The organism is Marinobacter sp. LQ44, assembly GCF_001447155.2.
GTDB lineage: Bacteria > Pseudomonadota > Gammaproteobacteria > Pseudomonadales > Oleiphilaceae > Marinobacter.
The window spans coordinates 3,568,302-3,591,673 of sequence record NZ_CP014754.1; the positions used below are offsets into that span (position 1 = coordinate 3,568,302).

Sequence of the window (23,372 nt, forward strand, 5' to 3'; positions counted from 1 at the left end):
GTTTGCTGGAGCTTTCAGGAACTCAAAACGTCAAGCGAACATCAGTATCGACACCCAGCCCATGGCTGCACCAATGACAGCTCCCGCGGCAACATCGCTCGGGTAGTGCAGGCCCAGGACCACCCGGGAGGCGGCTACCGACAGGGTGAAGGGCAGAACATACCAGGCGGCCACTGGCATGGCGACGAACAGCATGGCCTGGAAACAGGCTGCGTGCAGGGTGTGCCCGGAAGGGAAGCTGTAGCGATCCAGCGGTGGTGTGCCGCAATTGATGGCCGGAAACGAGATAAACGGGCGCTCCCGGATAAGTTTGTGTTTCAGGCCTTTGTAGGTGAGGGTGCAGGTGAGCCCGGTAAAGGCCATCAGCACCGCCAGCCCCAACCCCTGTTCCGGAGCCAGCAGGGGCAGGGCGAGGATCAGTGCATACCAGAACCAGCCGTCGCCAAGGCGGCTGACGACCCAGAAATAGCTCAGTACAGGCCGGAACCGGACTGCACGGTTGATAGCCTGGCACAGCGCATATTCACGCTGGTCTGCCAGGTCAAAGAAGCGAGATGCCTTGTTTGTTGATGCCATGGTATCGGGCCTGTGTCGGTTGGGTGAGTACCAGGTGTTCAAATTGTTCAATCTGGCTGTTCCAGCTCAGATCCAGCGCATCCAGGCGGGCCTGGGCGCGAACCCGGCTCAAAAGGGTGGGCTGGTCAGCCAGTCGCAATGCGTGGTTGATAAAGGCTTCGTCCTCCGACAGCTCTGCTTTCAGACCATTTTCTTCGTGGCGAAGGTGTTCAGCGGCCGCCGCGTCGTCAAAGGCGACCACTCCGAGCCCACTGGCCATGGCTTCGAGAACCACGTTGCCAAAGGTGTCGGTTTTGCTTGGAAACAGGAACAGGTCGCCCGACGCATAATGCCTGGCCAGATCTTCTCCGCGTTGGGTGCCGCAGAAAATGTATTCCGGGTGGCGTTCCGCCAGTTGTTTGCGCATTGGGCCGTCTCCCACAAGAATGAACCGGGCATTGGGATGGAGGCCCCGGATCCGTTCAAAACAGGCGACCGCCATGCGCAGGTTCTTCTCGGCGGCCAGTCGGCCCACGTAGAGTACCGCCCGGTCACTGTTGGTCAGGCCCCAGCGGGCGCGCAGGTCGTGGTCACGCTTGTGGGGAGTGAAGCGATGGCAGTCCACGCCGCGGCTCCACAGGCCGGTCGGGTGGATGCCCATGGCTTGCGTAACCGCTTGCATTTTTCGGGTTGGTACCAGAGTGATGGCGGTCCGGTTGTGGAGCCAGCGGCCATAGGCGCAGAGTAATCGTTCCAGGCCGCCGGCACCGTAGTAACGGGAGTAGCTATGGAAGTTGGTGTGAAAGCCGGACGACACCGGGATGCCAAGATTTCGGGCGGCGGATACTGCTGCTACACCCAGCGGTCCCTGGGTGGCAACATAGATGGCGTCTGGTCGTTGACTCTGCCAGAGTTTTTTCAGGGTGGCCGGGCGCGACACGCCGAACTGCAGATCGCTGTATCCGGGCAGGGGCAGGCCGGTGACCACCAGTTCACGGGTAAAGAGGCCGTCACCGGTGCTTTCAAACAGCCCTTTTTGCTCATGGGCCTGCTTTGGCCTTACCACCGTGATCTTGTGGCCCCGTTGCATCAACCCCTGGCACAGGTGCTTCAAGGTGTTGGCCACGCCGTTTATTTCCGGCGGAAACGTCTCCGAAACAATGGTAATGTGTTGCGGGCGCCGGTCAGTCAGCTTGGGGTTGGTCACGGTGCATCCTGAATGTGTCGCTGTCATGCTTCTACTATGGAAATCCGGCATGACAGCCATGCGACAACTTTGTGACATTCCCTTTACGTCTTCTATATGCACGAGGAGATCTCATGCAAACGCGAAAACTTGGACAAACCGACATCGATGTCAGTCTGATCTGCCTGGGAACCATGACCTGGGGGGAGCAGAACACCGAGCAGGAAGCGTTTGAACAACTGGAATACGCCACCGGGGCAGGCATCAACTTCATCGACGTGGCCGAGATGTACCCGGTGCCGCCACGAGCGGAGACCCAGGGCCTGACCGAGACCTATCTGGGCAACTGGCTTGCCCGAAGAGGGCGCCGGGAGGATCTGGTGATTGCCACCAAGGTGGCCGGACCGGGCAATGGTTTGAGTTATCTGCGCGGCGGCCCGAGACTGACCCGGGAGCATATTCGCGCAGCCTGTGAGAGTAGTCTGGCGCGCCTGCAAACCGATTACATCGATCTTTACCAGGTGCACTGGCCGGACCGCAGTGCAAATTTCTTCGGCAAGCTGGGGTATCAGCGTAACCCGGACGAAACCTGGACCCCTATCGAGGAAACGCTGGGCGCCCTCGATGAGCTGGTCAAAGAGGGCAAGGTGCGCCACGTGGGATTGTCCAACGAAACGCCCTGGGGGACCATGGAATATCTGCGCCTGGCCCGCGAGAAACAGTGGCCCAGGGTGGCTTCCATCCAGAACCCCTACAGCCTCCTGAATCGATCTTTCGAGCTGGGCCTGGCGGAGTTTGCCCACCGGGAAAGCACCGGCTTGTTGGCCTACTCACCCCTTGCGTTCGGCATGCTGACAGGCAAGTATCTGGGCGGAAAATGGCCAGAAAAGGCCCGCTTGACGCTTTACGAGCGCTTCAGCCGATACACCGGGGAGCGGGCTGCGGACGCAACCCGTGCCTATGTGGAGCTGGCCCATCATCATGGGCTGACCCCGGCGCAGTTAGCTCTGGCCTGGGTGAATAGCCGCGAGTTTGTGACCAGTAACATTATCGGTGCAACCACCATGGACCAGTTGAAGGAAAATGTCGGGTCTGCAGATATCCGGCTCAGCCCCGATCTGGTGGCGGCCGTGGAGGCTATTCACGACGAATTTACCTACCCTTGTCCCTGAGGGAGGCAGCCCACGGCGAGGTTGCCCTGTTTCCGGTTTCTCGGGGCGGGGCGGTTAAAGATTGCAATACAAGTGATCATTTGTTGACAAAAAAGTGACCAATTTGCGTCGGGCTGCTGGCGCATTTGTGTGCAAAGTCACACCATTTTCAGGAGCAATCATTAGACTTTGGTGCTGAAGCGTTAATGTTCCGAAATCATTTTTCCGGGTGCGTGTTGTCATCATGATCATTCGTCTGTTTATCGCCCTGCTGGCCCTCAACTTCGTCGCGTTCGTAGTGCGCGCCGAAGCCGCTGAGCCTATTCTGGCCGATCGTATGATGGCTGAGCGTGATGACATGGTATCGGCCGAGGAAATCTATGAGCTTCAGGAATGGATGTCTGGAGATTACGAAGACAACCATTTGGATGCTTTTGCCGCTATCGGTTCGCGTTTGTTGAGTATCGGATTGAGCCGCCGCGCGCAGCACAAGATCTACGCATCTGACCCCGCGCAGCCTGACCATGGCATTGGTCTGTTGAACGAAGGTGCGGCTCTTAACCTGCGCTGGCGCTTCTGAACCACCTTCAAGACCCCTGTTTTACCCGTATCTTCCCACGTTACTCCCACCAATCAGCCAATCTCATGACCTGACGCATTGTCAGCTTCATTCTGTCGTGTGATCATCGACCCCGTTGCGATTCTCAAACAGTGGAGAGCTGGTGATGGCAGAACAGAACGGAGTCTATTACGACGACGCGAACGCGTGCGTGGACCGGGTAATCGAACGGGTAGGAAAGCGCATTACTCTGGGATTACCTCTTGGTCTTGGTAAGCCCGTTCGCTTTGCGAATGCCCTTTACCAGCGTGCCAAGAATGATCCGGAAATCCAGCTGCATATTGTCACTGCGTTGTCGTTACTGGCTCCCGAGGGTGCATCGTCGCTGGAGAAGCGCTTTCTGGGGCCTTTTACCAAACGCCTTTATGGCAACATTCCTGAGCTGGATTACGCGCGAGACGTCAATCGGAACCGGTTGCCAGACAACGTGACTGTCTCGGAATTCTTCTTCAAGGCCGGCAGTTATCTCAACAATCAAAGCCAGCAGCGCCACTACCTCTGCACCAACTATACCCACGCCGTCCGGGATCTGATGGCTCAGGGGGTGAATGTAGTCGGTCAGTTGATGTCACCAGGTGAGGATCATGGCCAGCCGGGCCACTTCAGCTTCAGCTGTAATCCGGATTTGTCGCTGGACATCCTGCCCTTGCTTCGGGAACGGGAAGCGGCTGGTACGCCAGTGGCCATGGTGGCAGAGCTCAATCACCACCTGCCGTGGTTCGGGCATCACGCCCAGGTTGAAGCCAGCCAGTTTGACGTGATCCTGTCTCACCGGGCCTCCGACTATCCGTTATTCTCCGCGCCCCAGATGGTGGTGAGCCCCGCGGACCACCTGATCGGCTTTTACGCTAGCAGCTTGCTGAAGGATGGCGGCACCCTGCAGGTGGGGATCGGGTCTCTTGGCGCCGCCCTGGTGCACAGCGCCATCCTCAGACACAAGCATAATGACGCCTGGAAAGCCGTGTTCGATCACCTGCAGGTGCAGGATCAGTTTCCGGTGGTGCAGGAGTATGGTGGTACAGAACCTTTTGAACAGGGACTGTATGGATGCAGCGAAATGATGGTGGACGGTTTTGTCTACCTGCTTCAGGAAGGTATTCTCAAGCGCGAAGTCTACAATCACCCGGAATTGCAGAACCTGATCAACCGGGGTGAACTCACCGAGACCCCAAGCCTGGAGGCCCTGGACGTTTTGTACAACGCAGGCCTGATCTCCTCACCATTGCGGGCGCGGGATGTGAACTGGCTGGTCCGGCACGGGGTGCTGCGCGACCATGTTGAGTTCAAGGGCGGAAGGATACGACTCAATGAGGAGGTATCGGTTGAGGCGGATCTCTCCAATGCCGACACCCGTAAAGCGCTCGAGGCATTGGCGCTGGGCGACAAGCTGGCTGGTGGGATTGCCATGCACGGTGGTTTCTACGTTGGCCCGGAGAAGTTCTATCAGGCCCTGAGAGAGCTTTCAGACGACCAGCGCGACAAGATCTGCATGACCAGTGTTAATTTTATCAACCACCTGTATGACCATCGCTTCGGTGATCAGAAGCTCAAGGTGGCACAACGGGTCCATGGACGGTTTATCAATTCCGCCATGATGTACACTCTAAACGGTTCGGCGGTGTCGGACGGGCTGGCGGATGGCCGTGTGGTGAGTGGTGTTGGCGGCCAGTACAACTTTGTGGCCATGGCCCATGAGTTGCCGGGGGCTCGCTCCATCCTGGCCCTGAGAGCCACGCGGGTCTCCGCCGGTAAGACCGTCTCGAACATTGTATTCAACTACGCCCACTGCACCATCCCAAGACACCTGAGGGATATCGTGATTACCGAATACGGCATCGCGGACCTTCGTGGGCAGTCCGATGAACAAGTGTTCCTCAGGCTGATCCGGATTGCCGACTCCCGATTCCAGGAGTCATTGCTGGCGCAGGCCAAGAAAGCGGGCAAGGTAAAAGCGGACTTCAAACTCCCGGCACACTGGCGCCAGAATACCCCTGAGAAAGTCGCTCGGGCCCTGAAGGCCGGGGGGGAAGGCGACTGGTTCCCGGCCTTCCCGTTTGGCAAGGATTTCACCGACGAAGAGTTGAAATTAGGGAAAGCCCTTAAGGGGCTGAAAGCCGCAACGGCTACTCCCCGTGGTAAACTGGCGACCATCTGGCAGGCCCTGAAGGCGGACGACGAAGAGGGGCGTTATGACGCCCTGCTTGATCGAATGGGTTTGAAAAAGCCGTCAGGATTCCGGGAAAAACTGGACCGGAAGCTGGTAATCCATGGCCTGCAAAAACTCGAACCCCGTAAAGAAACAGGAAACAAAACAAGCTGATGCAAGCCGATAAGCCGCAACTCAAGCCCGAAGTATTCACTGTCCATTACGTGCTCAAGAACCGTATAGGTGAGCTGGTGGATACCTCGGAAGGCAGTGAGCCACTGCATTTCCTGTACGGTACCCCGGAAATCATCGCGGGCATCCAGGAAGCGGTGAAAGACCGCCGGGTGGGCGATTGTCTTGAAGTTACCATCCCCCCGGAAATGGCTTACGGAGACTATCGCGAAGACCTGGTCCGCAAGGTGCCCCGTTCTCTGTTTGAAGGCGTGGAGAACCTGCAGGTGGGGATGAAGTTCCAGACCAATTCCGGCGACCAGGCCCAGGTGGTGCAGGTGGTCTCCATCGATGGCAACCTGGTGAAGGTAGATGCTAACCATCCGCTGGCTGGCTTTACCCTGTATTTTGACCTGGAGATCGTCGGTCGCAGAGAGGCTACGGAAGACGAGGTAGCCCAGGGGCGCCCGCTGTTCTGAGGCCGGTGGACCTGGCTTCGAATTCGCCTGCGTGAATATGCTTCAAACCGGTACTGATCTGCTGATGGATTAAAGCGGTCAGGGCGTTACTCGATTCCGGGCAGGCCGGGTCTATGGCCGGGTGAATCACCACATCCACCTGGGTCGGCGGTTGCCTGAGCAGCCGGATCAGGTGGGTATGGAAACTGTCGTCACCGATGAACGGGGCGATCGGATCCGGACGATGTGCTCTGCGGTAACCGATGGTTATTGGCTGGATCGGTGCGTTGGCGTCGCGGGCGGCGGCCAGCAAAAAACCGTGGATCGGCAGCACTGCCAGTCCCGAGCTGGTGGTGCCTTCCGGAAACACCAGGACAGACTCCCCGGCATTCAGGCATCGTCTTATCTCCGTTTTTATTCGCCTGGCCTGGCCGCTTCCGCGCTGGATGAACAAGGTGCCGGCTTGCCTTGCGAGCCAGCCGATAATTGGCCAGTTGCCCACCTCAGCCTTGGACAGGAACCTCAACGGCGTTATGCACCCCAATATGGGAATGTCAGACCAGCTGATGTGGTTGGCAACGTAGAGTGCGTGGGCTTCCGTGGGCTGGCCGTGCACCCGGATACGGAACCCGAGGCACTGGCAGGCCCGACGGAAGCAGAAAGCGGCCCAGGGTGAACGGTCGACAGGTTGTCGCCGGAACAGGTCGACCAGTTTCAGGGTGATGGCCAGGGCGCAGGTGCCCGCAAGAAACACCAGGAACCCGGTAAGCCGGATTAGTAATCGTATCCACCCCATCTGCTGCTCCTTTGCCTTCAGGCGGTGCGCCCCATGAAATGCCGGCTATACCTGGCGGTCAGTTTGCTGACTTCCAGAACCACCAGCAGGTCCGCGCAGCGGAAGTCCGGGTCCCAGCAGGGTTCGCCGCACACTCTTGCGCCAAGGCGCATGTAGGCGCGAATCAGGGCTGGCACGTCATCGCTGTGTTCGTGTTCGGCGCGGGTCAGGTGTGGCAGGGCACGGAGTGGGGTTACCCGGAATGCAGGGGCGGCAAGGTATTCATTCTGCAGGTACCGTGCTATCCGCCAGGCTTTCATGCCGCCATCGGCCATGCTGATACTGGCGCAGCCAATCAGATAGTCCACGTTCCGGCTATCCAGGTATTCCGCCAGGGCTGCCCACAAAAGGGTGATGGTGCCGCCATTGCGGTAATCGGGATGAACGCAAGTCCTGCCCAGTTCCGCAAGGGTGCCCGGCAATTTACCCAGATTGCTCAGATCGAACTCGCCTGAAGAATAGAAGCCGCCAACCGAAGGCACGTCGCTCTGGTGCAGGATGCGAGTGGTTGCAACCACTTCACCGGTGCCGCCATCGGTAACGATCAGGTGGTCGCACAGGGCATCGTAGGCATCGGCATCGATACCCGGCGTGGTGGCGCCCAGATCACTGCCATACTCCTCGGAGAAAACCCTGTAACGCAGTCGCTGGGCGGTTTCGATGAGTTGTGGGCACCGTGTCAGGGTGGTTTTCAGCTGGCGCCCCCGGCGCGGCTGGGAACGGGCGATTTGTGCTGTCATGGCCTTGGCCTCTTGTTTCAATCACAAGCCAAGGCTATGAAGCTCCTGTGACAGTGAGGTGAACTGCCGGTGACGTCTGTATGACAATGGCCGGGATCTGTCGCTAACCGGATTTGTGTCACAGGCTGTAACCCTATGACCGTTCCATGTATATTTCTGAATAGCATGTATAATTGCTGTAACGGTACGTTGCCTGTATTGTCGGGTGGACGACCCCAAAAACCGGAATAAAAAAACAGAGATGGATGGCGTGGAACAGACAAACGAGAGTTGGCGAATCCTGATCGTAGAGGACGATGAACGGCTTGCGGACCTTACCCGCGAGTACCTCGAAAACAACGGGCTGACAGTCTCCCTGGAAACTCACGGTGGAGCCGCAGTTGAACGAATCCGTAATGAGCAGCCAGATCTTGTTGTGCTGGATCTCATGTTGCCGGGCGAAGACGGCCTGTCGATCTGCCGTCGAGTCAGGCCCTTCTATTCTGGACCCATCATCATGCTCACTGCCCGAACCGACGACCTGGATCAGGTACTTGGCCTGGAAATGGGGGCTGATGATTACATCGGCAAGCCGGTACAGCCAAGGGTTCTGTTGGCCCGAATCCGGGCCATGCTCCGGCGGATGGAAACCGCCCCTGCCGGTAATCCGGAAGAAGGTGGTGAGGAGCCTGTGCGCCTGCAGTTCAATGACCTGGTGGTTGATCGCTCCATGCGGGAGGCCTGGCTCAGTGAAGAAAGTATTGACCTGACCAGCGCAGAATTTGACCTGCTTTGGTTGCTGGCCAGTAATGCCGGTCGGGTGCTCAGCCGTGAAGAGATCTTTACCGCCTTGCGTGGTATCGAGTACGACGGCCAGGACCGCTCCATTGATGTTCGGGTGTCCCGCATAAGGCCGAAAATCGGAGATGATCCCATTCACCCTCGTCGAATAAAAACGGTGCGCAGTAAAGGCTACCTGTTCGTAAAAGAAGCCTGACCGTTTTTCCGCGGCCTGTCCTCCCTGGTGGGCAGACCGTGTTACCAGGGTAGGCCCAATGTCCCTGAAATTTTTCCTGACAGTCTATGCTCGCCTGGCCGGTGTCACCGCGCTGGTCATTCTGCTGTGTGTTCTTCTATTTAACGGTATCAACTCCGTTCGTCATCAATACTGGCATGAACGGTTCGCGGACCCGTTGATGCGCTGGCTGGCGGCGACGCCCGCGCCCACCGTGCAGTATCACTGGATGCCTTCCCTGTTCGATCTGCGCTCTGGCCCGCCGGAGCAGTTTGATCTCGACAGGGTGGCCGCAGAGCGGCTGGGGTATGGGCAGGTAGTGGCGCAACGTACTGATGTCGGGTTTCGTTATCTGGTTCGCTCTTTCGAGGGTGGCCTTGTCAGCCTGCGCCTTGAGCAACCATACCGGGAAATGGCCCAGGCAGTTGCCCTGGTGGTTCGGTGGCATCTGGAAACGGTAAGTCCGGAGCAACGGGCCGATGTTGCTGCACAACTGGCCGAGGCCCTGGGTGTGCGTGTTGACCCGGTGCAGGACCTGCGGGCGCTGCCTAATCAGGATGTTCTGGAAGACATCGCCAACACGGAGTTGGTGGTTTTCAATGAGCAGGGCACCCGAAACACCCAGGTGCTGCTGCGTCTTGAGGAAGGTGATCTGGTTGTTGTTCGCATGCCGTCACCGTTCAATCCCTGGGCCTGGCCAATGATTGTCTTGCTTGGCGTCGTGGTGGGCTCGGTGCTGGCGGCAGCTCTGTTCCTGGCCATGAGGTTTGTCGATGGCCATCTCCGGAAGGTGGAATCTGTGGCAGTGCGTATTGGTCGTGGCGAAATGGGCGCCCGGGTGGAGTCTGAGGATGGCACACTGGTGTCGCGGCTTGCCTGTTCGTTTAACAGTATGGCGGAGCACATACAGCGGCTGGTTCAGGTTCAACGGGAAATGATCCACGCCGTTTCCCACGAGTTGCGCACTCCGGTAGCCCGAATTCGCTTTGGTGTCCAGATGATTGAATCCGGAAGCAGGCCGGAGGTTCTTAAGAAGCAGCTGGACGGTATCGATGGTGATATCCAGGAGCTCGATGAGCTGATTGATGAAATACTGACCTACGCCCGCCTGGAGCAGGGTGGGCCGGTGTTCAGCTTGCGAGAGGACTCGGTAACAGACCTGGTTCGGCAAGTGGTTTCTGAACAACAGATGATCCGCCCGGAGATCCGGATTGAGTGTCGTATAGATGAGGAATCCGAGCGTTGGGCCCTGTCGGATGTGGAGCCCAGATACATCCACCGGGCTATCCAGAATCTGGTGGGCAACGCTGTCCGGTATGCTGCTGGCCGGGTGTTGGTGAACTGCCATCTTGACGAGGACAACTGCCGGGTTGACGTGGAAGACGACGGCCCGGGGATCCCCGAGCAAGACTGGGAGAAGGTGTTCACCGCCTTTGCCCGGCTGGATGACAGCCGCACCAGAACCTCGGGTGGCTATGGCCTGGGGTTGTCCATCGTAAGGCGCATTCTTTACTGGCATGGCGGTCAGGCCTTTGTTGGGCGCAGTGACGAGCTCGGCGGCGCGCGATTCAGCCTGGTCTGGCCAAGACGTAAGCCGGATGACGCCATTTTGTGAGCCAGTGCTCACGACCTCACCTGATGTAACAAAGCTCTACAGAATAGCTACTGAATCCGTCAGCTTCCGGGCTGAGAATAGACTGCGTAAGGGATGACTTTTGAGGTTGTAGTTCTTACGAGCTTTCCTTGTTTCATTCGTCATTTGAGGGTCGGATTTATCCGGCCTTTTTTTATGCAAAATTTCCCGCCAATAGTGGTTATTCACACTCGGACTGCTCTCGGGCTGGTAGACTCTCCTGAAAAAAGGAGATCTGAATGTCCCGCTATTTGCTTGCCATTGATCAGGGTACCACCAGCTCCCGGGCCATCGTTTTCGATGCCAGGGGTACGCAGGTGGCAGTCGCCCAACAGGAGTTTCACCAGTATTTTCCCCGAGACGGCTGGGTTGAACATGACGCCGTGGAGATATGGGACAGCACCCTGGTGGTGTGTCGCGAAGCTTTGGACAAAGCCGGGGTCCAGGCGTCTGCCCTGGCCGGCATCGGGATTACCAATCAACGGGAAACGACGGTTGTATGGGACCGTGAGACCGGCGAGCCGATCCACCATGCCATTGTCTGGCAGGATCGCCGCACCGCTTCGTTGTGCACCAAGCTCAAGTCTGATGGCCATGAGGCCCTGGTGGTTGAACGTACGGGCCTGCTGATTGATCCCTACTTTTCTGCCACCAAGGTTGCCTGGCTGCTGGACAATGTGGAAGGTGCCCGCAAGCGAGCTGAAGCCGGTGAGCTGGCGTTTGGTACCGTCGATACCTGGTTGTTGTGGAACCTGACCAATGGCCAGTCCCATTACACCGATGCCACCAACGCATCACGAACGGCCCTGTTCAATATCCATAAACAGGACTGGGACGATGATCTGCTGGCGCTTTTCCGGGTGCCCAAAGCGTTGCTGCCAGAAGTGCTCGACTGTGCCGATGAATATGGCGATACCCACGCAGATTGGCTTGGGGCACCGGTCAAGGTGGCGGGCATTGCCGGTGATCAACACGCCGCGCTGATCGGGCAAGCCTGTTTCGAACCTGGTATGGCCAAGAGCACCTATGGAACGGGCTGTTTTCTGATGCTCAATACCGGTGACGACGCCCTGCGTTCGGAAAACCGGTTACTGACCACCATGGCTTACCGGCTAAACGGTAAGCCATGCTATGCCATCGAAGGCAGTATTTTTGTTGCTGGCGCCGCCATGCAATGGCTCAGGGACGGTCTGCGCCTGATTACTCATGCCAGCGAGTCGGCCGGCCATGCTGAAACGGTGGGTGTGGATAACCCGGTTTATCTGGTGCCGGCGTTCACCGGGTTGGGGGCTCCTCACTGGGACCCGAATGCCAGGGGCGCTATCTTGGGCCTGACTCGAGATACCGGTATTGCTGAGATTGTCACCGCCGGACTGCAGTCAGTGTGTTACCAGACCAAGGACCTGGTGAGGGCCATTCGTAACGATGGCGCGCGCCTGGAGTCGATCCGGGTAGACGGCGGCATGGCGGTAAACGACTGGGTAATGCAGTTTCTCTGTGACATTCTTAACGTGACCGTTGATCGGCCAAAGGTAACAGAAACCACCGCCCTGGGCGCGGCGTATCTGGCAGGACTGCAGACCGGAGTGTTCGAAAGCCTGGAGCAGATTTCCGATATGTGGGAGTGCGAGCGGCAATTCCGGCCGGATATGAAGCCGGCGCTTCGGGAATCGCTGTATGCAGGCTGGCTGGATGCAGTCGAGCGGGTCTGCAACAACTGACCCGCTCTCTCAACTGGTGCGTTCGAAGGCAATCAGGTGATCGGCTTCGACACGCACCGGCACGTGTTCACCCATGTGGAAGTCCAGGTGGCTCCGGAACAGGGCCTCGAATTCGGTATCTTCCGAGCACCGGAACCGATACAGGGTTGACGTGCCTGCGAAGGTTTTCTCCACCACTTTCGGTTTCAGGTCGGAGTGTTCATCGTAGACGATATCGTCCGGGCGAATCAGAACGTCCAGTAACGTGCCCGGCTTCCATTTATAGGCCCGGTTGCCGTGGATAACGCCCAGTTCGGATTCAATGGTGTCCGGCCCCAGGGCGGTACCGGGAATGAAGCCGCCCTGGCCAACGAAGCTGGCTACGAAGCGGTTGGCGGGTTCGTGATACAGGTTGTAGGGTACGTCCCATTGCTGCAGGGTGCCGTCTTTGAGCACCGCCACCTGATCGCACATGGCAAACGCTTCCTGTTGGTCATGGGTGACGAGGATAGCGCTGATGCCGAGTGTTTTCAGGATATCCCGCACATCCAGGCTCAGCCGGCGCCGAAGGTCGGTATCCAGGTTCGAGAACGGCTCATCCAGCAGAATCAGCGTTGGCTCTGGCGCCAGTGCCCTGGCCAGGGCGACCCGCTGTTGCTGGCCGCCGGATAGCTCGTGGGGATAGTTATTTGCCAGGTCCTGCAGGTGCACAAGGTTGAGCAGTTCCATGACCTTCTGGCGACGTTCGGCCTTGGTCATGTTCCTCAGGCCAAACCCGACGTTATCGGCGATGGTCAGGTGGGGGAATAGCGCATAATCCTGAAACACCATGCCGATACGACGCTTTTCAGGAGCCAGGGTGCGCCCGGGAAGGCTGATTGCCTGGGACTGGAGCTGGATTTCCCCGCTGTTTAAAGGCAAGAAGCCGGCCAGGGCTCTGAGAATGGTGCTTTTGCCACAGCCACTGGGGCCGAGCAGGCACCCAATGTCGCCGTGGCTCAGGGCGAAGCTGACGTCTTTAACGACAGAGTCGCCGCCATAGCCGCAGGACAGGTTGTTGACTTCCAGCAGCCAGTCGGCCGGTGGCAGCAAAGATTCAGGCATGGATCAGTCCAGGCGGTTAAGAATGAGGAACTCGAGCAGAGCCTTCTGGGCGTGCAGGCGGTTTTCCGCTTCATGCCACACCACTGACCCCGGGTGCTCCATCATGTCGGCGGAAATCTCCTCGCCACGGTGGGCAGGCAGGCAGTGCATGAACAGGGCATCCTTGGCGGCCACAGACATCAGTGCCGGGTTGATCTGGTAGTCCTGAAAGGCTTTCTCTCGGGCCTTTTGCTCGTCTTCCTGGCCCATGGAGGCCCAAACGTCGGTGACCAGCAGGTTGGCACCCTTTGCAGCGTCTTCCGGTGTGCGCACCACGGTTACGCGATCACTGTGGGCTTTCAGCAGGTTACTGTCTGGTTCATACCCTTCCGGGCAGGCCACGTTCAGGTGAAAATCGAACTGGGCCGCCGCGTTGATGTAGGAGTGGCACATATTGTTGCCATCACCAATCCAGGCAACGGTAGCTCCGCGGATGCTGCCGCGATGTTCACGATAGGTTTGCATATCCGCCAGCAGTTGGCACGGGTGGAATTCGTCGGTCAAGGCATTGATCACCGGCTTGCTGGAAGCCGAGGCAAAGCGCTCCACGGTTTCGTGGGCAAAGGTCCGAATCATCACCGCATCCACCATGCTGGATATCACGATGGCGGAGTCCTCGATGGGCTCGCCCCGGCCAAGCTGGGTGTCCCGGGGCGACAGGAACATGGCGGTGCCACCGAGCTGGGTCATGCCCGCTTCAAAGGATACCCGTGTGCGGGTGGACGACTTTTCAAAGATCATCGCCAATACCCGGTTTTTCAGGGAATCCCGGGTTTTACCCGCATGCCACTCTTTACGAAGCCTGGACGCATGATCAAGGAGCTGTTCCAGCTCACTGTTGGTCATGTCGTTCAGGGTCAGAAAATGTCTTGCCGCCATGAAAGGCCCCTGTTTCAAGGAAACTGCTGTACGGTTTGCATCTGAAAAGGGCATCAAGTCTAGCCCTTCACAACCCGTAAAACAACGCCGGGGGTGGGGCGGTTGCTCTGGGTCAAACACATCGGTTTGGTGGCTAATCGACCCGCCGTGTACAATAACGTTTAAGTGCCGTGTAACGGTAAACCTGATTTCAACCAGAGGTATGAGTTCATGGATATCAATGAAACCATCAAGAGCCAGCTCCAAGAGAATCCGGTCATTCTTTACATGAAGGGTACTCCGCAGGCACCGCAGTGCGGTTTCTCCGCCCGTACCGTTCAGGCTCTGATGGCGTGCGGTGAGCGGTTTGCGTTCGTGAACATTCTGGACAATCAGGAGCTGCGCGAAGCCCTCAAAGTTTATTCAAGCTGGCCGACTTACCCGCAGCTCTACATTGGTGGTGAGCTGGTGGGCGGTTGTGACATTGTTCTGGAAATGTCCGAGAGCGGTGAGCTGGCCAAGGCGGTTAAAGACGCGGTTAAGCAAGCCGAAGCCTGAGCTTTCTTTTAGCGGCGCTTCGGGGTGAACACCAGCTTTACCTCGAAGCGGTCCCGCTCTTCTCCTTTTGGCTCCGGATAGGGGCTGGCAGCCAGCGCTGCACGATACGCTGCATCATCAATCCCCTGGACGCCCGTCGACTCCACGACCCGTGCCCGGGTCAGCGCGCCATTGGCGAGCAGTCTTAATTCCAGTGCCATCGTGAGTGTCTCCTGCAGGCCCGCTATTGCAGGCACTCGCTCCTGTTCAAGTTGTTCCGCCAGATGGGTGGCCAGCAGAATCAGGTAGGGGTCCTGCTCTGACGGCGACAGGGTTATTCGTTGAATCGCTTCCGGCTCGTCTGTGGAGGTTGAGTTTGACGGTGTGGATGTCATCGCTTCAGGGCTGGCAGGATGAGGTTGTGAATGGGGGCGGCTGGTTTCGGTTCTGGTTGCTGGTTCTGGGCTGGGCCGAGCGGTTTGGGTCGAGACAGGCTCGGCAACGGGTCGGTTTGCTGAGTCGGTGGTGATTTGCTCAGGGGTCTCAACGGTAAAGTCCGGATTCCTAGGGAGTTTCGGCTCAGCGGCGTTGGGGCTGGATGCAGTGCTGGCTTCGGAGGCCGGGGACTGGAGAGTAAACACCAGGCGATGACTGAACTCCCGGGCTTCCCTCAGGGGAGAGGGAAGCCCGGCCAGTAGCAAGGTGTGCACTGTCAGGGCCAGAGAGATGGCCAGAATTAGCCGATAAGACGCCGGGATCGACGGAGGTCGAAGGCGTGGCTCTGACATCGCAATCAGGCGGTTTTGGTGCGCAGGTTGCCTACGACGGCATTCAAGGCGCGGTCGATCAGGGCGCCCTGTTCCAGAAGCGTCAGGCGGCACCGGCGCATTTCGTGGGCGAGTTCCACCCTGGTTTTCTCGATCACCTTCAGGCCCATGCGATTGACGAACACGAAACAATCGGCCTCTTCGATAACCGCAGACAGTTTACATCGGAAGCTGGCACCGTTGACCAGCTTGAACTCGACCCAGTTGCCGATCTCGATGTCATCCAGCTTCGCTACATACTCAGCAATGGCAGCATCTTCCAGTTCCTGCTGGCGCTCAACGGCGGTCTGATGCACGGTGGGTGCTTCTTCTTCGATCTCTTCAGGGCTGTCCTGGCGTGCCTCGATGGCCGCATTGGTGCGGAAGGCTTCTGCCAGTTCGTGCTTAAGCTGCCCCATCATCTGGTCCAGACGGGAAGCGTTGTAAGACACTTCCTCCAGCCCGGCCCGGAGTGTCTTGAGTAAGGCTGGGACAACACGCACCCATTGATCCCGCTCTTCGTCTTCCTCGTGGGGGTGCAGGCACCAGATCAGGTCGTCTACCACCCGGGCCGTCTCGTGCCAGCGGTGCTCGGTGTCGTCACGCAGGTAGGCGAGAAACATGACGCGGCTCCAGCCATTAATCAGAATATCGTGAACCGGCTCGGGCAGGCGGTATCGGGAGACTTTTTCTTTGATCAGCCGGTCGACCGCTTCCTGGGCCTTCTGGGACTTGATGCGGCCCCGTTCAGACTCCCGGGTACGTTGCTCCACCAGAGACGCCTTGCGGTTTTCGCGCTCCAGGAACTGTTCGAACTCCTGGTTCAGTGTTTCGAACAGGGCAATATCGCCGTCAAATTCGTTGAGAATTCGCTGCACGACGTTATGAATCTGGCCATAGAGCTTGTCTCTGGCTTTTTCATCACTGGAGCTCCAGCCAATACCGGCACGGGCAAGGGAGTTGAGCAGTTTGCGGGCCGGGTGGGTAGCTTTGCTGAAAAAGCTCTTGTCCTTGATGACCACTTTCAATATCGGAATCTGCAGCCGGCTGATCAGTACCTGTACCGGAGCAGACAGGTTGTAGTCATCCAGTATGAACTCGAACAACATGGAGACCAGGTTGATCAGGTCTTCGTCTACTTCATTCAGTGCTGGCTTTCGCCCATCCTGGCTTTCCGCTCTTGCCAGCAATTGCTGCACAACTTGGCGGAGATCGACTTCCACCGGTTTGCCGGTGCTCAGATCGTCTCCGTCCTGAAGATTGTAGTGGCTGGGGAGGGTATTGAGCATGTCGGCCAGTTCCAACCCTCCGACGACGCGCAAGGCAGGGTCGGCACTGCGCGGTGGCATGCCGGAATTGGCCCTTTGCAGTGCCAGCATCTGGCGAATCTGGTCGAATAAGGCGGTATCTTCCGGTCTTTGCTCGTAAGCAGCGGCCTCACCGGCTCCGGCCTTGGGCGTTTCGCCCTGGACTGACTTGCCCGAGGTTTTTTGCTGTTGCCCAGCCTTACCGTGGAATCGGAAATTGGGGATGACGCCGGCCTGGATCAGTATTCGGTTGGCTTCGTCGAGCAGCATGCCCAGGTTGGACACCACGTAGCGGTCAAACTGCTTGAGAACGATCAGTCGCTCCCGAATCTGGATTTCCAGTGCCTGGATGGCCTCGGTAAACGCGCTGCACAGGTGTTCCGGTGCCATAGGATTAACTGGCACCTCTTCTGAGGCGTCCGGGTATACCTCGGTGAATCTTGCCTGCAGTTGAATCAGGGGCCCCTGAAAGTGCGCCTTGGCTTTGGTAATCATGGCGTTCAGGGCAACCTGTTCTTCCAGGTCATCATTGCCGACCAGCGACAGGGTGTCTACGCTCGCCTGTTGGGTGGTGTCCGGGGCTTGCAGTTGTCCGGCGTGAGGCGGGTTAGCAAAGAATTGGGCAACGGCGTTCTGGAAATGCCGCTCAACCCCTTTGCGCTTTATGCGGATTTCCCGCATCGCTTCAAAGTACCGGTTCTGCTCGTTATTACTACGGGCATTATTCGCCAGTTCGAAGAGTGAATCATCGACAGCGTCAAAAGCCCCTTGCAGCAAATCTCCCAGTCCCGCGACAACCGTGTCACGGATACGGGTTACCTCCGCGGGAACCGGCCGGGAGCTTGCAGCTTCCCGGTGTTCGCGGAGGTAATGTATGCCGGACTGCTTGTTCATGGCCGACTCCTGTTTACGCCTCAACCGGATACATGACCGAGCTTGCTCTTCTTCTATTCTGAATTATTGGTTAAATTTAGCGCATTTTTGGTTGGATTAACATGAATAAACGCTAACCTGGGACGCCATTCAAAAAGCAGGCCTCATCGGCCGTGTCCGGTTCACTGAGCCGGTCGGGGTTCCAGGGCCGGCCGAGAACGTTTGCCGAGGTGTTTTGGGTGCACAATTGCTGCTTTCACCACGTTGTCTTTTATCTGCAGCACTTCCACACGATGGCCACCCACCTTGAGGCAGACGTTGGTTTCCGGAATGTTTTCCAGGGTTTCGGTGATCAGGCCGTTCAGGGTTTTTGGTCCGTCGGTGGGCAGTTTCCAGCCCAGGGCCTTGTTGATGGATCTGACCGCTGTGCCGCCGTCGATGATATAAGTGCCGTTATCCTGTGGAATGATGTCTTGTGAAGTGGCGGAGTAATCGGTGGTGAACTCGCCCACAATTTCTTCAAGGATGTCTTCCAGTGTGGCCAGGCCCAGAACCTCTCCGTATTCATCCACTACGATGCCAAAGCGGCGCCGGCCCTTCTGGAAATTGAGAAGCTGGGTATTCAGGGGGGTGCTTTCCGGAATGAAATAGGGCTCCTGGCTTAGCTGCATCACCATAGCTTTGTTGATTTCCGGCTCTTGTAGCAGCTTTGCGGCGCTGCGCATATGAAGGATACCCTGAATATTGTTGATATCGCCCTTGAATACAGGGAGCCGGGTATGCTGACTGCTTCTGAGTTGGCGAACGATAGTGTCCGTGTCGTCGTCCAGGTCGATACCCGCTACTTCATTGCGGGGCACCATTATGTCGTTCACCGTGACTTTTTCCAGGTCCAGTATGCTAACCAGCATATCTTTGTGTTTGGCGGGAATCAGCGCGCCGGCTTCGTTGACGACAGTTCTGAGTTCCTCCCGGCTCAGGTGATCCTCCGTGGCCTGGGCTGAAGATACGCCGAGCACGCGCAAAATGCCGGTGGTGAACAGGTTGACGGACCACACCAGTGGGTAGAGGATCCTTAGTAACGGCCTGAGCACGAAGCTGGCAGGAAAAGCAATTTTCTCCGGGAACAGTGCCGCCAATGTTTTCGGGGTGACTTCGGCAAAGATCAGGATAACGATGGTGAGCAGAACGGTGGCTATCGCGATGCCGGCATCGCCCCAGATCCGGATGGCGATCACTGTGGCGATGGCCGAGGCAAAGATATTGACGAAGTTGTTGCCGATCAGGATGACGCCAATCAGCTGGTCGGTCCTGTTCAGGAGTTTCTGCGCCCGGAGCGCACCTTTGTGGCCGGTTTTCGCCATGTGTTTCAGGCGGTACCGGTTGAGGGACATCATTCCCGTCTCTGAGCTGGAGAAGAAGCCTGAAAGGATAATCAGGCAGACAAGAAGAATGAACAGCGCCGTCAGCGATGTTTCGTTCAAAAGAAAAGCCCTTATATTGACGACAAGAGTGAAAAATAGGGTGAATTGGTTTGTGGTGTCAAGCGATTCAGGTGGTCAGCCGCCTCTCTGGAACAGCAGTTCCAGCACGAATTTGCTGCCGTAGAATGCCAGCATGAGCAAGGCGCACCCGGCCAGAGTCCAGCGGCTGGCGGTCATTCCCCGCCAGCCTTTGGTGTACCGGCCTACCAGCAGGCCAATAAACACCATAAGCGAGAGCATGGAAAACAGCGTTTTGTGGGCCAGGTCCTGGGCAAACAAGTCTTCGATGAAGACTGCTCCGGTGACAATGGCCAGTACCAGCAGGACAACGCCCGCCCAGACCATTTCGAACAGCAGGGATTCCATGGTTTGCAGTGGTGGCAGGTTGCGGACCAGCAGGCTGTTGTAGTTGTGTTTGAGCTGCCGGTTCTGGAAATAAAGCAGTACCGCCTGAATGGCCGCCAGGGTGAACAGGCTGTAAGCTGTCACTGAAAGCGCGATGTGCGACAGCATGCCATAGCTCTGGTCCGGCGCAAGGCGGGAAGGGGTCTGGGTGATCAGTGTCATCACAATCGTCAGTGCCGCGATTGGGTAAGCCCCGAGGAACAGGCTTGCGACGGGCTTGGTCAGGTTCAGTCCCAATAACAAAAACACGATCAGCCAGGAAATGAGCACGGAACTTTTGAAGAAGCTCAAATCGAAGCCGCCATCCATGTGCACGGTCTGGGCAATCAGCAGGCCATGGCCAATCAGTGCCAGGATGCCGATCAGGGTGGTGATGGCCAGATTACTCTGTACCCGCCCCCTGAAATGCAGAGCCTGCAGGGCGGTTCCAACGCTGTAAAGAAAGAGTGCGGTAACCGCGAGAATCAGCGTTCCCATGACATCCTTAGTGTATTGCCTTGTAATGAAAGCGGGCACGGAGTTGTTCAGAGGCTCCGTAGTCTGGGTATAATGTCGCGATTATGCAACAGGAATCAAGCAGCCCGGGCTGGCTTCTTGATTTGTGTGAACAATTTCTCCGGGGTACGGAAGAGCAACATGTTTGAGAACCTCCAGGACCGGCTATCCGGTAGCTTGCGCAAGATCTCCGGCCAGGCACGCCTGACCGACGACAACATCAAAGACACGCTTCGCGAAGTTCGTATGGCGCTGCTGGAAGCGGACGTCGCGCTGCCGGTAGTCAAGGATTTCATCGAAGGTGTCCGGCACCGCGCTATTGGTCAGGAAGTCCAGCGCAGCCTCACGCCGGGCCAGGTGTTTGTAAAGGTTGTCCAGCAGGAGCTGGAGCGTGTGATGGGCGAGGGCAATGAATCCCTCAACCTGTCTACCCGGCCGCCGGCGGTGATCATGATGGCTGGCTTGCAGGGGGCTGGTAAAACCACGACGGTCGCCAAGCTCTCCCGCTTCCTTAAAGAGCGTCAGAAAAAATCCGTGCTGGTGGTCAGTGCCGATATCTATCGGCCGGCGGCCATCCGGCAGCTGGAAACCCTGGCCGGTGAAGTGGGAGTCGAGTTTTTCCCCAGCACCACCGAACAGGACCCCGTGGACATTGCGAACGGGGCGATTGAGGCGGCGCGCCGCAAGCATATCGATGTGGTGATTCTCGATACCGCCGGGCGTCTGCACGTAGACGAGCAGATGATGGGTGAGATCGGTCGGCTGCATAAGGCCGTGAACCCGGTGGAAACCCTGTTCGTGGTTGACGCCATGACCGGTCAGGATGCCGCCAATACCGCCAAGGCGTTCAACGATGCCCTGCCGTTGACCGGTGTGGTGCTGACCAAGACCGATGGCGACGCCCGGGGCGGCGCGGCGCTGTCTGTACGCCATATCACTGGCAAGCCGATCAAGTTCCTGGGTGTTGGTGAGAAATCCGATGCCCTGGAGCCGTTTTATCCAGACCGTGTTGCGTCCCGCATTCTGGGTATGGGCGATGTGCTTTCCCTTATTGAGGAAGCCGAGCGCAAGCTGGATAAACAGAAGGCCGAGAAACTTACCAAAAAGATCAAGAAGGGTAAGGGCTTTGATCTGGAGGATTTTCGCGACCAGCTCCAGCAAATGAAGAACATGGGTGGCATTGGCGGCCTGCTGGACAAGTTGCCGGGCATGGGGCAGATGGCCCAGATGGCGCAGCAGCAGGTCAATGACAAGTCGGTTGGCCGGATGGAAGCCATCATCTGCTCCATGACGCCCAAGGAGCGCCGTTACCCGGATGTGATCAACAACTCCCGCAAACGCCGGATTGCCGCCGGCTCCGGCACCCAGATACAGGACGTGAATCGACTGCTGAAGCAGCACAAGCAGATGCAGAAGATGATGAAGAAATTTGGCAAGAAAGGCGGAATGGCCAACATGATGCGTGGTCTTGGTGGTATGATGCCGCCCGGCGGCGGTGGTGGCATGCCCCCGTTCGGCCGTATGTAAAAAGCCTTACATATAAAATGGGGAAACCGAGCGTTTCCCTGTTTTCATGGGCGCTTTTTTGGCATAGAATAGCGCCCCTTTCGAGTATGGGTCTTCTCGTCAGCCGCCAGTCGGCATGGTGAGAATCGTACAAAGTTCGTACAACAGAACAGGATATTGGTCGAAATGGTAACAATCCGTTTGGCTCGTGGCGGCTCCAAGAAGCGCCCGTTCTACCATCTGACAGTCACTGACAGCCGTAACTCCCGTGACGGCCGTTTCATTGAGCGTGTTGGTTTCTTTAACCCGGTTGCCCGCGGCCAGGAAGAGCGTCTGCGTGTAAATCGTGAGCGCGTTGATTTCTGGCTGGGCCAGGGCGCCCAGGCAAGCGATCGCGTTGCCCAGCTGCTGAAAACTGCTGGTTAATTGCACGTAAAGACCGGGGTTTGACAGGCATGACACAGCATCCACAGGAAACTGTGATCGGCCAGATCACCTCGGTGTTCGGGGTCAAGGGTTGGCTTAAAGTCTTCTCTTACACTGAGCCCCGGGAAGGGATACTCACTTATCGTGACTGGACTTTGGTTCTTGACGGTAAGCGCATCCCGGTAAAGCTTGAGGAGGGTCGCCGCCAGGGGCAGGGGATCGTCGTCAGGCTTAAAGGTATTGATGACCGTGAGCTGGCCCGTTCTTATGGCGGTGCAGAGATCCGGGTTCCGACTGAGCAGCTGCCGGAGTTGCCCGAAGGGGAATTCTATTGGCACCAGCTGGAGGGACTTGAAGTGTTCACGGTTGAAGGTGAGTGCCTGGGTAAGGTGCATCACCTGCTGGAAACAGGCTCCAACGATGTCCTGGTGGTGCACGCAACTGCGAGCTCCATTGACCAGCGCGAACGGCTTATCCCCTATCTGCCTGATCAGGTGGTTCAGGGGGTGGATCTGGACAACTCGCGCATGGTGGTCGACTGGGATCCGGAGTTCTGACGGGTGTGGATTGGCGCGGTCAGTCTGTTCCCGGATATGTTTTATGCGGTGACGGATTACGGTATTACCGGTAGGGCAGTTCGTGAAGGGTTACTGACCTTCAGGTGCTGGAATCCCCGGGATTATACCCACGACCGACATCGCACGGTGGATGACCGGCCCTATGGCGGCGGTCCTGGAATGCTAATGAAAATTCAGCCACTCCGGGACGCCATTCATGAGGCCAGGGCATCGGCACCCGGCAAGGCCTGTGTGGTCTACCTCTCGCCGCAGGGTGAGAGGCTGGATCAGTCGGTGGTGGATTCTCTGGCCGCCGAACAGCAGCTGATTCTCGTTGCCGGTCGTTACGAAGGCGTCGATGAGCGCCTGATATCGGCGGAAGTCGACCGGGAAGTGTCTCTGGGAGATTTTGTTCTCTCAGGTGGCGAACTGGCGGCAATGGCTGTGATTGATGCGGTAACACGCCTCATCCCCGGAGCGCTGGGTCATGCGCAGTCAGCGGAGCAGGATTCCTTTGCTGACGGTTTGCTGGATTGTCCGCACTATACCCGGCCCGAGGTTTACGAAGGTCAGGCGGTGCCGGAAGTTCTTTTGGGCGGTCACCATGAACAGATCCGGCGTTGGCGATTGAAAGAATCGTTGAGGCGAACCCGGGAGCGACGCCCCGACCTGCTGGAAAAGCGGGTGCTTACGGAAGAAGAGCGTCAGCTTCTGGAAGAAATTTTGAACGAACCGGGTGTCTCTGAGTCATCAGGGCATTGAAAGATTGGGTATCAGGAGCATTACG

Annotated in this window: 22 protein-coding genes; 12 read left to right on the forward strand and 10 right to left on the reverse strand. The window is 57.6% G+C overall.

Going from position 1 to position 23,372, the window contains the following annotated elements; all coding sequences use genetic code 11:
- Positions 1-30 precede the first annotated feature (30 nt).
- Positions 31-576 carry a phosphatase PAP2 family protein gene (locus tag ASQ50_RS16405; protein ID WP_058091764.1) on the reverse strand — a complete coding sequence of 182 codons (546 nt, stop codon included), beginning with the start codon at positions 574-576 and terminating at the stop codon, positions 31-33.
- Positions 542-1,789, reverse strand: coding sequence for a glycosyltransferase family 4 protein (locus ASQ50_RS16410; protein ID WP_058091765.1), 1,248 nt, complete (start codon positions 1,787-1,789; stop codon positions 542-544). The genes ASQ50_RS16405 and ASQ50_RS16410 overlap by 35 nt, the downstream gene beginning before the upstream one ends.
- Positions 1,790-1,875: 86 nt before the next feature.
- Here ASQ50_RS16410 and ASQ50_RS16415 point away from each other — a divergent pair, with 86 nt between their 5' ends.
- The 4 genes from ASQ50_RS16415 to ASQ50_RS16430 all read left to right on the forward strand — a co-directional run bounded on the left by ASQ50_RS16415 (position 1,876) and on the right by ASQ50_RS16430 (position 6,307).
- Complete coding sequence (locus ASQ50_RS16415; RefSeq protein WP_058091766.1) at positions 1,876-2,913, forward strand: NADP(H)-dependent aldo-keto reductase; 1,038 nt, start codon at positions 1,876-1,878, stop codon at positions 2,911-2,913.
- A gap of 223 nt (positions 2,914-3,136) precedes the next feature.
- Entirely contained in the window at positions 3,137-3,472 is a 336-nt protein-coding gene (locus ASQ50_RS16420; RefSeq protein WP_058091767.1) for a hypothetical protein, read from the forward strand.
- Between the two features lie 145 nt (positions 3,473-3,617).
- Entirely contained in the window at positions 3,618-5,831 is a 2,214-nt protein-coding gene (locus ASQ50_RS16425) for an acetyl-CoA hydrolase/transferase C-terminal domain-containing protein (protein ID WP_058091768.1), read from the forward strand.
- Entirely contained in the window at positions 5,831-6,307 is a 477-nt protein-coding gene (locus ASQ50_RS16430; RefSeq protein WP_058091769.1) for an FKBP-type peptidyl-prolyl cis-trans isomerase, read from the forward strand. The genes ASQ50_RS16425 and ASQ50_RS16430 overlap by 1 nt, the downstream gene beginning before the upstream one ends.
- Here ASQ50_RS16430 and ASQ50_RS16435 read toward each other — a convergent pair.
- A complete protein-coding gene (locus ASQ50_RS16435; RefSeq protein ID WP_058091770.1) occupies positions 6,267-7,082 on the reverse strand; it encodes a lysophospholipid acyltransferase family protein in 816 nt (271 codons plus the stop codon). The genes ASQ50_RS16430 and ASQ50_RS16435 overlap by 41 nt on opposite strands.
- A gap of 17 nt (positions 7,083-7,099) precedes the next feature.
- Positions 7,100-7,861 (reverse strand): GNAT family N-acetyltransferase, encoded by a 762-nt coding sequence (locus ASQ50_RS16440; protein ID WP_058091786.1) that lies wholly within the window; start codon positions 7,859-7,861, stop codon positions 7,100-7,102.
- A 241-nt stretch (positions 7,862-8,102) separates the two neighbouring features.
- On the opposite strand from ASQ50_RS16440, the gene ASQ50_RS16445 reads away from it, so the two are divergent.
- The 3 genes from ASQ50_RS16445 to glpK all read left to right on the forward strand — a co-directional run bounded on the left by ASQ50_RS16445 (position 8,103) and on the right by glpK (position 12,209).
- Positions 8,103-8,837 (forward strand): response regulator, encoded by a 735-nt coding sequence (locus ASQ50_RS16445; protein ID WP_058091771.1) that lies wholly within the window; start codon positions 8,103-8,105, stop codon positions 8,835-8,837.
- A 58-nt stretch (positions 8,838-8,895) separates the two neighbouring features.
- Positions 8,896-10,470, forward strand: coding sequence for an ATP-binding protein (locus ASQ50_RS16450; protein ID WP_058091772.1), 1,575 nt, complete (start codon positions 8,896-8,898; stop codon positions 10,468-10,470).
- A gap of 257 nt (positions 10,471-10,727) precedes the next feature.
- Positions 10,728-12,209 (forward strand): glycerol kinase GlpK, encoded by a 1,482-nt coding sequence (glpK, locus tag ASQ50_RS16455; protein ID WP_058091773.1) that lies wholly within the window; start codon positions 10,728-10,730, stop codon positions 12,207-12,209.
- A 9-nt stretch (positions 12,210-12,218) separates the two neighbouring features.
- On the opposite strand, the gene ASQ50_RS16460 is transcribed toward glpK, so the two are convergent.
- Both ASQ50_RS16460 and argF read right to left on the reverse strand, forming a co-directional pair.
- Positions 12,219-13,292, reverse strand: coding sequence for an ABC transporter ATP-binding protein (locus tag ASQ50_RS16460; protein WP_058091774.1), 1,074 nt, complete (start codon positions 13,290-13,292; stop codon positions 12,219-12,221).
- 3 nt (positions 13,293-13,295) lie between these two features.
- Positions 13,296-14,210 (reverse strand): ornithine carbamoyltransferase, encoded by a 915-nt coding sequence (gene argF, locus ASQ50_RS16465; RefSeq protein WP_058091775.1) that lies wholly within the window; start codon positions 14,208-14,210, stop codon positions 13,296-13,298.
- Positions 14,211-14,420: 210 nt separating this feature from the next.
- Between argF and grxD the strand changes: the two genes are divergently transcribed.
- On the forward strand, positions 14,421-14,747 hold the full coding sequence (grxD, locus tag ASQ50_RS16470; protein WP_058091776.1) for a Grx4 family monothiol glutaredoxin: 327 nt from the start codon (positions 14,421-14,423) through the stop codon (positions 14,745-14,747).
- Between the two features lie 8 nt (positions 14,748-14,755).
- Here grxD and ASQ50_RS16475 read toward each other — a convergent pair whose 3' ends face one another.
- The 4 genes from ASQ50_RS16475 to ASQ50_RS16490 all read right to left on the reverse strand — a co-directional run bounded on the left by ASQ50_RS16475 (position 14,756) and on the right by ASQ50_RS16490 (position 20,078).
- Positions 14,756-15,514 (reverse strand): TonB family protein, encoded by a 759-nt coding sequence (locus ASQ50_RS16475; protein WP_058091777.1) that lies wholly within the window; start codon positions 15,512-15,514, stop codon positions 14,756-14,758.
- Positions 15,515-15,519: 5 nt separating this feature from the next.
- On the reverse strand, positions 15,520-17,733 hold the full coding sequence (locus ASQ50_RS16480; protein WP_058091778.1) for a DUF1631 domain-containing protein: 2,214 nt from the start codon (positions 17,731-17,733) through the stop codon (positions 15,520-15,522).
- 161 nt (positions 17,734-17,894) lie between these two features.
- Positions 17,895-19,196, reverse strand: coding sequence for an HlyC/CorC family transporter (locus tag ASQ50_RS16485; protein WP_058091779.1), 1,302 nt, complete (start codon positions 19,194-19,196; stop codon positions 17,895-17,897).
- A gap of 75 nt (positions 19,197-19,271) precedes the next feature.
- Complete coding sequence (locus ASQ50_RS16490; RefSeq protein ID WP_058091780.1) at positions 19,272-20,078, reverse strand: inner membrane protein YpjD; 807 nt, start codon at positions 20,076-20,078, stop codon at positions 19,272-19,274.
- A 159-nt stretch (positions 20,079-20,237) separates the two neighbouring features.
- On the opposite strand from ASQ50_RS16490, the gene ffh reads away from it, so the two are divergent.
- From ffh to trmD, 4 genes are all read left to right on the forward strand, one after another.
- Positions 20,238-21,623, forward strand: coding sequence for a signal recognition particle protein (gene ffh / locus ASQ50_RS16495; protein ID WP_058091781.1), 1,386 nt, complete (start codon positions 20,238-20,240; stop codon positions 21,621-21,623).
- Between the two features lie 165 nt (positions 21,624-21,788).
- Positions 21,789-22,028 (forward strand): 30S ribosomal protein S16, encoded by a 240-nt coding sequence (gene rpsP / locus ASQ50_RS16500; protein WP_058091782.1) that lies wholly within the window; start codon positions 21,789-21,791, stop codon positions 22,026-22,028.
- A 29-nt stretch (positions 22,029-22,057) separates the two neighbouring features.
- On the forward strand, positions 22,058-22,585 hold the full coding sequence (gene rimM / locus ASQ50_RS16505; protein ID WP_058091783.1) for a ribosome maturation factor RimM: 528 nt from the start codon (positions 22,058-22,060) through the stop codon (positions 22,583-22,585).
- Positions 22,586-22,588: 3 nt separating this feature from the next.
- Positions 22,589-23,347 carry a tRNA (guanosine(37)-N1)-methyltransferase TrmD gene (trmD, locus tag ASQ50_RS16510; RefSeq protein WP_058091784.1) on the forward strand — a complete coding sequence of 253 codons (759 nt, stop codon included), beginning with the start codon at positions 22,589-22,591 and terminating at the stop codon, positions 23,345-23,347.
- The last annotated feature ends 25 nt before the right edge of the window (positions 23,348-23,372 follow it).

What these genes read in the sequence shown, in the direction of transcription:
- ASQ50_RS16490 (WP_058091780.1), bottom strand. Translation starts at nt 20,078, where the DNA reads ATGGGAACGCTGATTCTCGCGGTTACCGCACTCTTTCTTTACAGCGTT.
- ASQ50_RS16435 (WP_058091770.1), bottom strand. Translation starts at nt 7,082, where the DNA reads ATGGGGTGGATACGATTACTAATCCGGCTTACCGGGTTCCTGGTGTTT.
- ASQ50_RS16445 (WP_058091771.1), top strand. Translation starts at nt 8,103, where the DNA reads ATGGATGGCGTGGAACAGACAAACGAGAGTTGGCGAATCCTGATCGTA.
- argF (WP_058091775.1), bottom strand. Translation starts at nt 14,210, where the DNA reads ATGGCGGCAAGACATTTTCTGACCCTGAACGACATGACCAACAGTGAG.
- ASQ50_RS16440 (WP_058091786.1), bottom strand. Translation starts at nt 7,861, where the DNA reads ATGACAGCACAAATCGCCCGTTCCCAGCCGCGCCGGGGGCGCCAGCTG.
- rpsP (WP_058091782.1), top strand. Translation starts at nt 21,789, where the DNA reads ATGGTAACAATCCGTTTGGCTCGTGGCGGCTCCAAGAAGCGCCCGTTC.
- ASQ50_RS16430 (WP_058091769.1), top strand. Translation starts at nt 5,831, where the DNA reads ATGCAAGCCGATAAGCCGCAACTCAAGCCCGAAGTATTCACTGTCCAT.
- ASQ50_RS16415 (WP_058091766.1), top strand. Translation starts at nt 1,876, where the DNA reads ATGCAAACGCGAAAACTTGGACAAACCGACATCGATGTCAGTCTGATC.
- ASQ50_RS16460 (WP_058091774.1), bottom strand. Translation starts at nt 13,292, where the DNA reads ATGCCTGAATCTTTGCTGCCACCGGCCGACTGGCTGCTGGAAGTCAAC.
- ASQ50_RS16410 (WP_058091765.1), bottom strand. Translation starts at nt 1,789, where the DNA reads ATGACAGCGACACATTCAGGATGCACCGTGACCAACCCCAAGCTGACT.
- rimM (WP_058091783.1), top strand. Translation starts at nt 22,058, where the DNA reads ATGACACAGCATCCACAGGAAACTGTGATCGGCCAGATCACCTCGGTG.
- ffh (WP_058091781.1), top strand. Translation starts at nt 20,238, where the DNA reads ATGTTTGAGAACCTCCAGGACCGGCTATCCGGTAGCTTGCGCAAGATC.
- ASQ50_RS16405 (WP_058091764.1), bottom strand. Translation starts at nt 576, where the DNA reads ATGGCATCAACAAACAAGGCATCTCGCTTCTTTGACCTGGCAGACCAG.
- grxD (WP_058091776.1), top strand. Translation starts at nt 14,421, where the DNA reads ATGGATATCAATGAAACCATCAAGAGCCAGCTCCAAGAGAATCCGGTC.
- ASQ50_RS16420 (WP_058091767.1), top strand. Translation starts at nt 3,137, where the DNA reads ATGATCATTCGTCTGTTTATCGCCCTGCTGGCCCTCAACTTCGTCGCG.
- ASQ50_RS16450 (WP_058091772.1), top strand. Translation starts at nt 8,896, where the DNA reads ATGTCCCTGAAATTTTTCCTGACAGTCTATGCTCGCCTGGCCGGTGTC.
- ASQ50_RS16425 (WP_058091768.1), top strand. Translation starts at nt 3,618, where the DNA reads ATGGCAGAACAGAACGGAGTCTATTACGACGACGCGAACGCGTGCGTG.
- ASQ50_RS16475 (WP_058091777.1), bottom strand. Translation starts at nt 15,514, where the DNA reads ATGTCAGAGCCACGCCTTCGACCTCCGTCGATCCCGGCGTCTTATCGG.
- ASQ50_RS16480 (WP_058091778.1), bottom strand. Translation starts at nt 17,733, where the DNA reads ATGAACAAGCAGTCCGGCATACATTACCTCCGCGAACACCGGGAAGCT.
- glpK (WP_058091773.1), top strand. Translation starts at nt 10,728, where the DNA reads ATGTCCCGCTATTTGCTTGCCATTGATCAGGGTACCACCAGCTCCCGG.